Source organism: Marinobacter sp. 3-2 (genome assembly GCF_003751355.1).
In the GTDB taxonomy this organism is placed as follows: domain Bacteria; phylum Pseudomonadota; class Gammaproteobacteria; order Pseudomonadales; family Oleiphilaceae; genus Marinobacter; species Marinobacter adhaerens.
This window is the reverse complement of record NZ_RJUQ01000011.1, coordinates 1,151,004-1,162,982: the sequence shown is the minus strand read 5'-3', so window position 1 is coordinate 1,162,982 and position 11,979 is coordinate 1,151,004. Positions and strand designations below refer to the sequence as shown.

Sequence of the window (11,979 nt, the reverse complement as noted above, 5' to 3'; positions counted from 1 at the left end):
TTGCCCGGGTGGTGAAACTGGTAGACACGCTATCTTGAGGGGGTAGTGGCGAAAGCCGTGCCGGTTCGAGTCCGGCCCCGGGCACCATATTAGAAGAAAAACGGCTTGGAGTTTCCAGGCCGTTTTTTTGGTCAGTCCTTGACCAGTCTGTCCGGCGTCTCTATACTCCGGCGAATATTGGGACCTGCCGCGTGGTGCTGGCGGGTTTCTGGCAGGCCAGGTGTCTGTCAGCAGGAAGCGGTACACCGGTTTGCTTCCTGCGAGTTCTTGCAACAAAAGGCCCCATTGTCAGGGGCTTTTTGATTAAGGGGCCTGGCGCAAAGGGCCCTGGTGCATAAAAAGGGCTGATAAAACAGCCCTTTTTTTGTTTTTGGGGCCGGTAAATTGATAACGGAGAAGGCACAACTTGTCAGCCAAGCTTAAGCAACTGGAAGACATTCTTCAGCCCGTGGTGGAAGGTCTGGGGTATGAGTTCTGGGGCATTGAATTCCGCTCGCAGGGCCATCATTCCCTATTACGGGTGTTTATTGACGATGCCGAAAACGGCATCGGAGTCGACGACTGTGAGAAAGTCAGTCGCCAGATCAGCGGTGTGATGGATGTGGAAGATCCCATCCAGACCGAATACACACTGGAGGTCTCATCCCCGGGGATGGATCGCCCGCTGTTTCGTCTAGAGCAATACGAGGCCTTTGTTGGTCACCAGGTTCAGATTCGTCTCCGGATGGCATTTGAAGGTCGCCGGAAGTTTCAGGGGCTGATCAAAGGCGTGGAAGGTGATGATGTGGTTGTGGTCGTTGATGATCACGAGTATCTGCTGCCATTCGACAGCATTGAAAAAGCCCACATCGTGCCGGTATTTGAGTGAACGATTTGAATAAAGTCCGTGGACGCACAGTTGATTTTAAGGGCAGGGCAATCCAATGAGTAAAGAGATCTTGCTGGTGGTTGAATCCGTCTCGAACGAGAAAGGTGTCGAGAAGGATGTGATTTTTGAAGCGATCGAGCTGGCACTGGCCACCGCTGCCAAAAAACGCTTTGAAGACGAAGAGGCGGATATCCGCGTATCAATCGACCGGAAAACCGGCGAATACGAAACCTTCCGCCGCTGGCTGGTGGTGGATAACGATGCCGTTCCTGCGCTGGGCACCGAGCTCACCCTGCAGGAAGCCGAGGAAATCGACCCGGCCCTGAAGCCTGGCGATATCCACGAGGAGAAAATCGAATCCGAAGCCTTTGGCCGCATTGGCGCCCAGGCTGCCAAGCAGATTATCTTCCAGAAGGTTCGTGAAGCTGAACGCACCAAGATTGTGGACAGCTACCGCGACCGCGTTGGTGAGCTGGTGTCGGGTACCGTCAAGAAGGTTACTCGCGACAACGTGATTGTCGATCTGGGCGCCAATGCCGAGGCGCTGCTGCCCCGCGAATTCCTGATCCCCCGCGAGACGTTCCGGATGGGTGACCGGGTGCGTTCGCTGCTGCTGGAGATCCGTACGGATCACCGCGGTCCCCAGTTGATTCTCAGCCGCACCTCTCCGCAGATGCTGATCGAGCTGTTCCGCATCGAAGTGCCCGAGATTGCTGAAGACCTGATCGAGATCCGCGGCGCTGCCCGTGATCCCGGTTCCCGGGCCAAGATTGCGGTGAAGACCAACGATCGCCGTATTGATCCCGTTGGCGCCTGTGTTGGTATGCGTGGCTCCCGGGTTCAGGCCGTATCCAATGAGCTGGGCGGTGAGCGCGTTGATATCGTGTTGTGGGACGACAACCCGGCCCAGCTGGTGATCAATGCCATGGCGCCTGCAGAAGTGGCGTCCATCGTTATGGATGAAGACCGGCACACCATGGAAGTGGCTGTGGCGGAAGACAACCTGGCCCAGGCAATCGGCCGTAACGGTCAGAACGTTCGCCTGGCCACCGATCTGACCGGCTGGACCCTGAACGTGATGACCGAGGAAGAAGCCGGTGAGCGTCAGGAGCAGGAATACAGCCGGCTTGTCGAGCATTTCACTGGCAATCTGGACGTTGATGAAGAATTCGCCGGTGTACTGATCGAGGAAGGGTTTACCTCCATTGAGGAGGTGGCCTATGTGCCAATGGAAGAGATGCTGGCGATCGAAGGTTTTGACGAGGAAACCGTCACCGAGCTGCGCCGTCGCGCCAAGGACGTCCTGCTGAACCAGGCCCTGGCAAGCGAGGAAGCGCTCGAAGGCGCTGAGCCGGCAGAGGATCTTCTGGGAATGGATGGCATGGACCGTAGCCTGGCCTTCAAGCTGGCCGGCATGGGTGTGCGCACCATGGAAGATCTGGCAGAGCAGTCGGTTGGCGACCTGCTCGAGATTGAAGGTATGGATGAAGAGCGTGCCGGTCAGCTTATCATGACTGCACGTGTCCCCTGGTTTGAAGACCAGGCTTAATTCGGGAGGAGGACCAGTATGGCTGAAGTAACGGTAAAACAACTGGCCGAAGATGTAGGCGCTCCCGTGGATCGTTTGCTGAAGCAGATTGTGGAGGCTGGCCTGAAAGCCCGCTCCGAGAATGACTCTGTCTCCAGCGATGAGAAGCAGCAGTTGCTGGCCTATTTGAGAAAGACTCACGGTGAGGCCGACGCCGAACCGCGCAAGATTACCCTGAAACGCAAGACCACTACGACGCTCAAGGCCGGCAAGGCAAAGACCGTCAACGTTGAGGTTCGCAAGCGCCGTACCTACATCAAACGGGCTGAACTGCAGCCTGAGGCTGAAGCGCCGAAACCGGAAGAACCGGTAGCTGAGCAGCAGCCAGAGCAGGCACCGGTGGAAGAGGCGCCAAAGGTAACGGCCGAGCAGCCGGAAGCAGAGAAGCCCGCAGAGGCAGCGACTGCAGAGCAGCCGGAGCAGGCAGAGAAGGCCGAGCCGAAGAAAGAGCCGGAGCCCGAGCCGGTTCCCGCTCCGGAAGATATGCCGATGCCGCCGCCCGAGGGCGATGGCAAGGACCGCAAGCCGAAGAAAAAGAAAGAAAAAGTTCGCGAGCGCGGCGACGAGATCGAAGAGGGCAAGCCCAAGAAGAAGCAGGCAGGCCATCGTGGTCCTCGCAGTCGTCCGGTGGAAGAGCCGCTGGTTATCTCCGAGGATGAGGAAGAGACCACGCTGCGCAAGCCGCTGCGTGCGAAAAAGAAACCCAAAGAGAAGCGTCATGCTTTCGAGAGGCCGACCAAACCAATGGTCAGAGAAGTAGAGATTCCGGAAACGATATCTGTCGGTGACCTTGCCCAGCGTATGGCAGTCAAATCGGCTGATGTTATCAAGACCCTGATGGGCATGGGCGTCATGGCCACCATCAACCAGGCACTGGACCAGGAAACTGCCGTTCTGGTGACCGAGGAATTGGGTCATAAAGCCAAGACCGTCAGCGACGATGCGTTCGAGGAAGAGGTTCTGAGCGAATTCTCCTTCGAGGGTGGCGAAAAGACCAAGCGGGCTCCGGTTGTGAGCGTGATGGGTCACGTTGACCACGGTAAGACCTCCCTGCTGGACTACATCCGTCGTACCAAGGTGGCCTCCGGTGAGTCTGGTGGTATTACCCAGCACATTGGTGCTTACCACGTAGAAACGGATCACGGCATGGTGTCCTTCCTGGATACCCCGGGCCACGCGGCCTTTACCGCCATGCGTGCCCGCGGTGCCCAGTGCACGGATATCGTTGTCCTGGTGGTTGCCGCCGATGACGGCGTGATGCCACAGACCAAGGAAGCCGTCCAGCACGCGCGCTCCGCCGGGGTGCCGATCGTTGTTGCCATCAACAAGATGGACAAGGAAGAGGCCGATCCCGATCGCGTCAAGACCGAGTTGGCGGGTATGGAAGTCATCCCGGAAGACTGGGGCGGTGACGTTCAGTTCGTGCCTGTTTCAGCACACACCGGTGAGGGCATTGAAGATCTGCTGGAGGCGTTGTTGCTGCAGGCAGAAGTGCTCGAGCTTGAGGCGGCAACCGATGCGCCTGCCAAGGGCGTGGTCGTAGAATCCAGCCTTGAGCGTGGCCGCGGTTCCGTTGCGACGGTCCTGGTACAGAACGGTACCCTGCGTCAGGGCGACATGGTTGTGGCCGGTTCCTACTTCGGTAAGGTCCGGGCGATGACCGATGAAGCCGGCAAGCAGGTCAAGGAAGCAGGCCCGTCTATTCCGGTCGAGATCCTCGGTCTGAACGGAACACCGGATGCCGGTGACGAGTTCTTCGCCGTTGCCGACGAGAAGAAGGCCAAAGAGCTGGCCGAGTTCCGTCAGAGCCGTGAGCGGGAGCAGCGTCTCCAGCGTCAGCAGGCCGCCAAGCTTGAGAACCTGTTCGAGAACATGGGCAAGGACGAGGTCAAAACCCTCAATGTTGTGCTCAAGACCGACGTTCGGGGTTCGCTGGAAGCCATCACCAAGGCCTTGCAGGACCTGGGTAACGATGAGGTTCAGGTCAAGATCGTGTCGTCCGGTGTTGGCGGTATTGCCGAGACCGACGTCAGTCTGGCCATGGCAACCAATGCGGTAATCTTCGGTTTCAACGTCCGTGCCGACACAGCGTCCAAGCGTCTGGTTGAGCAGGAAGGTCTGGACCTGCGCTACTACAGCATCATCTATAACCTGATTGATGATGTGAAAGCAGCCCTGACTGGCATGCTGGCACCGGAATTCCGCGAAGATATTGTTGGCATCGCCGACGTGCGTGATGTGTTCCGTTCGCCGAAGTTTGGTCAGGTGGCCGGTTGCATGGTTACTGAAGGCACGGTTTACCGTAACAAGCCGATCCGTGTTCTGCGGGACAACGTGGTTATCTTTGAAGGCGAGCTGGAATCCCTGCGTCGCTTCAAGGACGACGTACCTGAAGTCCGTAACGGCATGGAATGCGGTATTGGCGTTAAGGGTTACGACGTGAAAGTCGGCGACCAGATCGAGGTCTTCGATCGCGTCCGAGTCGAGCGCAAGCTTGAGTCCACGGGGGCCTGATGCCAAGAGAGTTCAGTCGTATTGATCGCATCGGCGATCAGATGCAACGGGAACTGGCCCAGCTCATCCAGCGGGAAGTCAAAGACCCGCGGGTGGGTATGGTCACGGTCAACGCAGTCAAGGTCAGTCGTGATCTTGGCTACGCCGATATCTATGTTTCCCTGCTTTCCACCGAAGAACTGACGGAAGAGTCTCCGGAGGTCCGGGAATCGATTGCGGTGCTCAACAAAGCCTCGGGCTTTCTGCGGGGCCAGGTCGGTCGCGCAATGAAGCTGCGGGTTGTGCCGCAGCTGCGTTTCCACTTCGATACGCTGCAGGGATACAGCCGCAAGATGGATAGCCTCATTCGGGAAGCGGTCGGCGACAAGCCGGCCGTTGACCGCACCGACGATGATCAGGATGACCCGGAGCGTAACGCTTGAGCCGCAGACGCAAAGGCCGTGACGTTAACGGTATCCTCGTTATCGACAAGCCGGCAGGTGTCACCTCCAACGGCATCCTGCAGCAGGTGAAGCGCCTGTTCGGGGCCGCCAAGGCGGGCCACACCGGTGCTCTTGATCCCCTGGCCACGGGCGTGCTGCCGCTGTGCTTCGGTGAGGCCACCAAGTTCTCCCAGATGATGCTCGACAGCGACAAGGCCTACATTGCCACCGCGCGGCTTGGAGTCCGAACCGAAACCGGTGACAGTGAGGGCGCCGTCGTTGCCGAGAAACCGGTACCGGCCGGTCTCACCGCCGAGGTCCTGGAGCCGGTACTTGACGGTTTCCGGGGTGATATCCAACAGGTTCCCTCCATGTACTCGGCGCTCAAGCACAAAGGGCGTCCGCTCTACGAATATGCTCGCGAAGGTATCGAGGTGGAACGTCCGGCAAGACCGGTGACCATTTACGAACTGACGCTCCTGGATATTCGCGAGAATGAACTGGATATCGCGGTCAGCTGCACCAAGGGTACGTACATTCGCTCACTGGTTGAGGATATCGGTGAAGCCCTGGGCTGCGGAGCCCATGTGACGGCGCTGCGCCGTACCATGGCGTCGGGGTTCACCCTGGCCGATGCCCATGCCGTGAGTGATCTGGAGGCGATGCGTGAGCGGGGTGAAAGCCTTGATGGTCTCCTCGTGGCACCGGATGCCGCGCTATCCATGTTCCCCGAGCACCGTCTGGCGGGGCAGGCGCTGGTATCGATCTTGAACGGACAACCGGTTAGAATACCGGGTCAGGCTTACGACGGGTTCGTGCGTCTCTATGCGAATGAGAGCGCTAACGAAAGCTTCGTCGGGCTTGCAGAAGCATTCCCGGAAGGCGAGCAGACCAATCTGGTCCCACGCCGACTGGTGAAAAGCAGCGGAAAGCGTTAGGCGCGTCGCTGTCTAGCCGGGCTGTAGAGATGCGCGGTTCGGCCGTATTCGAAAGCATCGCAAACAATGAGGTGAGTTATGGCACTTTCTGCCAACGAGAAAGCACAGATCGTTAAGGATTTTCAGCAAGGTGATGGCGATACCGGTTCCCCTGAAGTTCAGGTGGCACTGCTGAGCGCGAACATCAACAAGCTGCAGGATCACTTCAAGGCCAACAAGCAGGATCACCATTCCCGCCGCGGCCTGATCCGGATGGTAAACCAGCGTCGTAAGCTGCTGGACTACCTCAAGCGCAAGAACGCCGATCGTTACCTGGAGCTCATCCAGCGTCTGGGTCTGCGTCGCTAATCCGGGTCTTTACGACCTGAGGGCTGTGCCGGTACGTCCGGCGGCAGTCGTCAACCAGCAGTCCTCCTCGCGGGGACTGCTGGTTGTGTTTTTTCCCACTGCAGTTGGATTGTCTGTGTGTTCGAAGGATTCCCTGTCGTAATGGAAAGCCGAAATTGATAGCAGGTTGTTGAAAAGCCCGGGCCTGGCGGCCTCCGGAACTGCCGCCTCCCAGACCGGGGTTTTGCAACAGCCTGTTAGCTTTCAGACGGGTTGCTCTTCAGACCACAGCACATCATCTGCAGAACTATGGTTTCGAGCGCAGGGGCGCCCGGAACGAATCAATCTGGAACAGATAGACCAGGAGTTTTTTGTGGATCTGAAACCTTTCAAGAAATCATTTGAGCTTGGCGGCAAAACCGTCACTCTGGAGACCGGCCGTATTGCCCGTCAGGCAACCGGTTCCGTACTGGTAACCGTGGATGATATTTCCGTTCTCGGCACCGTTGTTGGCGCCAAAGAAGCCAAGCCCGGCCAGCCGTTCTTCCCGCTGACCGTGAACTACTTCGAGAAGACCTACGCCGTGGGCAAAATCCCCGGTGGCTTCTTCAAGCGCGAAGGTCGTCCTTCCGAAAAGGAAACGCTGACCTCCCGCCTGATCGACCGTCCGATTCGTCCGCTGTTCCCGAACGGCTTCATGAACGAAGTTCAGGTCATCACCACGGTCATGTCTTCCAGCAAGAACCAGGACCCGGATATTGCCGCGATGCTGGCGGCTTCTGCCGCTCTGTCCATCTCCGGTATTCCGTTCGATGGCCCCATCGGTGCATCCCGCGTGGGTTACACCAACGAGCGCGGTTACTTCCTGAACCCGACGTTTGAAGAACTGCAGACCTCCCTGCTGGATATGGTCGTTGCCGGTACTGAAGACGCGGTTCTGATGGTGGAATCCGAAGCCAAAGGCCTGACCGAAGACCAGATGCTGGGCGGCGTGCTTTATGGTCATCAGGAAATGCAGACAGCGGTTACCGCCATCAAGGAATTTGCTGCTGAAATCGGCAAGCCCCGTTGGGACTGGCAGCCGGCCGCCGAGAACACCGAGCTGCTGAATGCCATCAAGGCCGACTTTGCCGGTGCTATTGAGGAAGCCTACGGCATCCGTGACAAAATGGCCCGCTACGAGCGCCTTGGCGAAGTAAAAGCCGCTGCCGTTGAGAAACTGGCCGGTGAAGAGGAAGGCCAGCCTTCCGAAGACGAAGTCAAAAAGTACTTCGGCAAGATCGAGAAGAGTGTGGTTCGCCAGCAGGTCATTGATGGCAAGCCGCGGATCGATGGTCGTGACAACAAGACTGTCCGTCCGATCGAAATTGAAGTGGGTGTTCTGCCCAGCGTACACGGTTCCGCCCTGTTTACCCGTGGCGAGACCCAGGCCATCGTGACCACTACTCTGGGTACGTCCCGTGATGTGCAGATCATTGATGCACTGGAAGGTGAGCGCAAGGATCCGTTCCTGTTCCACTACAACTTCCCTCCGTACTCCGTAGGTGAAGCTGGCCGTGTAGGCACCCCGGGCCGCCGCGAGGTTGGTCACGGTCGTCTGGCCAAGCGTGGTGTTCTGGCGGTTATGCCGACACTGGAAGAATTCCCGTACGCTATCCGTGCGGTTTCTGAGATCACCGAGTCCAACGGTTCCAGCTCCATGGCCTCTGTCTGTGGTTCCAGCCTGGCGCTGATGGACGCGGGTGTACCCATCAAGGCACCGGTTGCCGGTATCGCCATGGGTCTGGTCAAGGAAGGCGACAAGTTCGCGGTTCTGACTGATATCCTGGGTGACGAAGATCACCTGGGCGACATGGACTTCAAGGTGGCCGGTACCCAGGAGGGCGTGACCGCCCTGCAGATGGATATCAAGATCAACGGCATCACCGACGAGATCATGGAAATCGCTCTCGAGCAGGCTCACGCTGCGCGTCTGCATATCCTGGGCGAGATGAACAAGGTGATCTCCGAGCCTCGTGCCGAGCTGTCTGCCCGTGCGCCGAGCATCACCACCATCAAGATTAATCCGGAGAAAATCCGCGACGTTATCGGTAAGGGCGGTTCTGTTATCCGCGCGATCTGTGACGAGACCGGCGCCTCCATCGATCTGGATGATGATGGCAACGTGAAGATCTACGCCGACAACCAGGAAGCTGCCCAGGCGGCGGTTAACCGGGTCAAGGAAATCACGGCCGAGATCGAAGTGGGTGCCATCTACAAAGGTCGTGTAGAGCGCATTGTGGACTTCGGTGCCTTCGTTAACATCCTGCCCGGCAAGGATGGTCTGGTGCACATTTCCCAGATCTCTGATCGCCGCATCGAGAACGTGACTGACGAGCTGAGCGAAGGTCAGGAAGTTCTGGTGAAGGTGCTGGATGTGGACAACCGTGGTCGCGTGAAGCTGTCCATGAAGGAAATCAAGGAAGGCGATCAGCCGACCGATTTCTCTGCCTGATCGTTTTCGGGCTTGATAAAAACCCGCCTTTCCTCTGGATTGGCGGGTTTTTTATTGCGACATAAACCGAATCATTTCCTTCCGGTACCCCGGGATAACAAACGTTGCCCCATGGGGCGTATCCGTCTGCAAGAACTCCTTGGGCTCCTGTGCGGCCTCAAACAGCGCTACACCGTGATGAAAGGGAATAATCCCGTCCCGAACGCTGTGGATCACCATGACCGGCACCGGGCTGATTCTGGGAATATGGTCCAGGCCCTCGTAGTCATCAGGAATCGTCCAGCTTAGCGGAATCTGCAACGGCCAGGTGAGCCAGAATTCGCCGAGTTTTTCCCGGGCGATGTTTCGGAACCCTGAAAACGTACCGTCCAGAATGACGCCATCCAGTCTTGGCCGTTCGTCCCTCTGGGTCCATTCACTGGCCAGGGCGATTCCGAGACCGCCGCCGAGGCTCTGGCCGAGGATGTATAGGGGGCGGTCGGTCACGTCAGGTTTTTGGGCCAGCCAACGCAGGCCGGTTTCCACGTCGTGCAGCGCGCCTTCGATGTCCGGGTCACCGGTGGATTTGCCGTAGCCCCGGTAGTCGATGGTAAAGACGTTGTAGCCTTTCTCGGGCAGCCACGCTACGTTGAGGATGTGGCTGCTGACGTTCTGGGCATTGCCATGCAGGAAATAGACTGTGCCCCTGGCGTTCTTCTCAGGGGCCTCTGCGGGCAGCCACCAGCCATGGAGGGTTTCGCCGTCGGCTGTGTCGAGGTAGATGTCTTCGTATTCGAGGTTCAGTCGGTCCGGGGTGATGTAAGTCACCCGATCCGGGTAGAAGAAGACGCTGCTGCAACCGGATAGCAGCAGAAGCGCAACCAGAAGCCCGCTTAACCGGGCCGTGGTGGCGGTCAGAAATACGCATGGATTCCGGCGTGCCATAGGCTTTGATACCTGTCGTAGTGGTCTTCCCGGGTGAACTCGGCAAACAGACTGAACTCGCGGCCGATGTGCCAGTTGGCTTTGGCGTAAAGCTGATCCTGGCGGTGTTGGCTGCTAACGATCCAGGCCTTGGTTTTTGCGCCGGCAAGCAGGCTGAACTGGTTGTTCTGGTGCAGCAGGCCGATGTCGGCGCCCGGGGCAGCATCGTAGCCTCGGCGCAGGTCGTCGTCGATCTCCAGGTCGGCGGTGGCCATGGCAAAGGCCTGGGTCTGGTTGCCAAGGCGCCAGCTGCCGCCGGCTCCGCCCTCAAGATAGGGCGTCAGGACCCGATCGTTGCCAGTGTCGGTGCGGCGGCCACCAAAACCTACCTGCCAGGACAGTGGCGAGAAAAAGGCGTTCCGCGGGCTCAGGGAGCGGATTTCCACGCCGGTAAGCTGCTCCAGTTGAAGTTCGTCGTTGTCGGTATACAGGCGCGCGTCGAGTCGGAGGAACTGCAGCTGGGCGCCGGTACGGTAGCCGGCCGGCGGGTCCAGCACATCGTGGTAGGCCGGGCGCAGGGTCAACTGGGTGAATTCCCTGTGTGCCTGCTGGCCTGCTCCGAGGCTCAGGCGGAAGGTGTCGTGGCCCTGATCATCCCGAACTACCGGTTCTGGTGGTTCCTCGGGCGGTGCGACGTCGCTGATCTGGCTGCGCTCTCTCAACAGGTCATGGGAGAGTGGTGCGGCGATTTCACGGGGCCAACCGTCGGCCTCGCTCTTGTATCGAACATAATCGTAGGTGGCGTCCAGAACATGTGCTCGTTGCTCGGCTGGCAGTGACTTCACTTCGCTACCATCAGCGGCTACATATCCGTTGGCGACCGCTGCCGCAAGGGTCTGCTGATCGTCGGGCAGGGTTGAGAGACTGTAGGCCACCGATGTGGCAGCCGAAGGCCGGTAGTAGACTTCGCTGACCAGATCCTTGTCGACCACCCAGCGAACCGTGTCCGACGGAATGGCGTGAGTGCTTACTTCCCCCAAAAGGTCCGTGCCCGGGCGGGCAATGTCTATCAGCGCCAACAGGCGATAGGCACAGTTCTCGTCGAAGAAGTAGTAATCGAAATTCCGGTCCCTGATCTCCCAGGCATGGGCGATCATCAGGTCCACTTCATCCTGGGTGAGATTCAGTTTGTACTCCCACAGGTCACGATGTTCGATGTCGGAGTAAAGCCGAATTTTCTCGTAGTACGGCTGGACCGTAGTGATGCCGGGATAGCCGCCGAAAATGCCCTTGTACGCGAACAGCAGTTCACTGTCGTGGGCGGCGGCATCAGCGGCATAGGAGATCGTGTTGGCCAGCAGCAGGTTGGTTTCTTCGTCATCCTGGGGTGGGTCCAGGCGCAGAAACGTGTGCCCGAACATGGAAGACGGGCTGTTGAGGTAAGAGGCGGCAAACACCAGGGTCACCGTCTCGGTGTTCAATGTTTCCGACCATTCCTGGAAGCCGGGACACTCGATTTCCGGTAGCGACAGATCAAGTTGCTGACTGAGCCAGGTTGCCCGTGCCGGGAAGCGGCAGAGGGCGTGGTCGTCGCCTTCCCCGTCTTTCTGGATAGCATCCAGGGTGGCCTTGAACTCTGCCCAGGGGGAGTGCTTGCCATTTTCGCTCAGGAAAAAGGCCGGATCGTCGGCCTGGCTGGTATATCCGCTACCAAACCTGTCGGGTTGATAATGAATGAGTGTGAGCCAGGCAGGGTCGAGATGGAGCTCGGTTGCGTGTTCAGGCGAATTGGCCTGGGTCGGCAGGCTGACTGCAAGCCAGATCAGGGCTGGCCCAATGCGAAGCATGTTGCCCATGGGTTGGTGCTGCATCCGGGGTTGAACAGGGTAGAGAATGGAACGATGCGCCGTCCCTGGCGCATGAGA

Annotated in this window: 9 protein-coding genes and 1 tRNA gene; 8 read left to right on the top strand and 2 right to left on the bottom strand. The window is 58.5% G+C overall.

Translation table 11 applies throughout. The annotated features are described in order from the left end of the window. The first annotated feature begins 2 nt into the window (after positions 1 to 2). The 8 genes from EDB94_RS07275 (at position 3) to pnp (ending at position 9,151) form a co-directional block, all read left to right on the top strand. Positions 3 to 87: transfer RNA gene (locus tag EDB94_RS07275), tRNA-Leu, on the top strand. 319 nt (positions 88 to 406) lie between these two features. After that, positions 407 to 868: a ribosome maturation factor RimP gene (rimP, locus tag EDB94_RS07270; RefSeq protein WP_008171533.1), complete on the top strand. Its 462-nt coding sequence runs from the start codon at positions 407 to 409 to the stop codon at positions 866 to 868. A 55-nt stretch (positions 869 to 923) separates the two neighbouring features. Then, a complete protein-coding gene (gene nusA, locus EDB94_RS07265; RefSeq protein ID WP_108017900.1) occupies positions 924 to 2,417 on the top strand; it encodes a transcription termination factor NusA in 1,494 nt (497 codons plus the stop codon). 18 nt (positions 2,418 to 2,435) lie between these two features. After that, on the top strand, positions 2,436 to 4,970 hold the full coding sequence (gene infB, locus EDB94_RS07260) for a translation initiation factor IF-2 (RefSeq protein WP_108017899.1): 2,535 nt from the start codon (positions 2,436 to 2,438) through the stop codon (positions 4,968 to 4,970). Beyond that, positions 4,970 to 5,392 carry a 30S ribosome-binding factor RbfA gene (rbfA, locus tag EDB94_RS07255; RefSeq protein ID WP_008171536.1) on the top strand — a complete coding sequence of 141 codons (423 nt, stop codon included), beginning with the start codon at positions 4,970 to 4,972 and terminating at the stop codon, positions 5,390 to 5,392. The genes infB and rbfA overlap by 1 nt, the downstream gene beginning before the upstream one ends. Continuing rightward, positions 5,389 to 6,330: a tRNA pseudouridine(55) synthase TruB gene (truB, locus tag EDB94_RS07250; RefSeq protein ID WP_062781010.1), complete on the top strand. Its 942-nt coding sequence runs from the start codon at positions 5,389 to 5,391 to the stop codon at positions 6,328 to 6,330. Before rbfA ends, truB begins: the two co-directional genes overlap by 4 nt. A gap of 78 nt (positions 6,331 to 6,408) precedes the next feature. Beyond that, positions 6,409 to 6,678, top strand: coding sequence for a 30S ribosomal protein S15 (rpsO, locus tag EDB94_RS07245; protein ID WP_008171539.1), 270 nt, complete (start codon positions 6,409 to 6,411; stop codon positions 6,676 to 6,678). Between the two features lie 358 nt (positions 6,679 to 7,036). Then, the gene (gene pnp, locus EDB94_RS07240) at positions 7,037 to 9,151 is read left to right on the top strand and encodes a polyribonucleotide nucleotidyltransferase (RefSeq protein WP_227497770.1); all 2,115 of its coding nucleotides are present in this window, start codon (positions 7,037 to 7,039) and stop codon (positions 9,149 to 9,151) included. 51 nt (positions 9,152 to 9,202) lie between these two features. On the opposite strand, the gene EDB94_RS07235 is transcribed toward pnp, so the two are convergent. Next, the gene (locus EDB94_RS07235; RefSeq protein WP_108017898.1) at positions 9,203 to 10,075 is read right to left on the bottom strand and encodes an alpha/beta hydrolase; all 873 of its coding nucleotides are present in this window, start codon (positions 10,073 to 10,075) and stop codon (positions 9,203 to 9,205) included. Then, positions 10,045 to 11,910, bottom strand: coding sequence for a DUF4105 domain-containing protein (locus tag EDB94_RS07230; protein WP_108017897.1), 1,866 nt, complete (start codon positions 11,908 to 11,910; stop codon positions 10,045 to 10,047). Before EDB94_RS07230 ends, EDB94_RS07235 begins: the two co-directional genes overlap by 31 nt. Between the last annotated feature and the right edge of the window lie 69 nt (positions 11,911 to 11,979).

Coding starts and splice junctions, on each gene's coding strand:
- nusA (WP_108017900.1), top strand. CDS start 924: ATGAGTAAAGAGATCTTGCTGGTGGTTGAATCCGTCTCGAACGAGAAA.
- infB (WP_108017899.1), top strand. CDS start 2,436: ATGGCTGAAGTAACGGTAAAACAACTGGCCGAAGATGTAGGCGCTCCC.
- rbfA (WP_008171536.1), top strand. CDS start 4,970: ATGCCAAGAGAGTTCAGTCGTATTGATCGCATCGGCGATCAGATGCAA.
- rpsO (WP_008171539.1), top strand. CDS start 6,409: ATGGCACTTTCTGCCAACGAGAAAGCACAGATCGTTAAGGATTTTCAG.
- EDB94_RS07235 (WP_108017898.1), bottom strand. CDS start 10,075: ATGGCACGCCGGAATCCATGCGTATTTCTGACCGCCACCACGGCCCGG.
- EDB94_RS07230 (WP_108017897.1), bottom strand. CDS start 11,910: ATGGGCAACATGCTTCGCATTGGGCCAGCCCTGATCTGGCTTGCAGTC.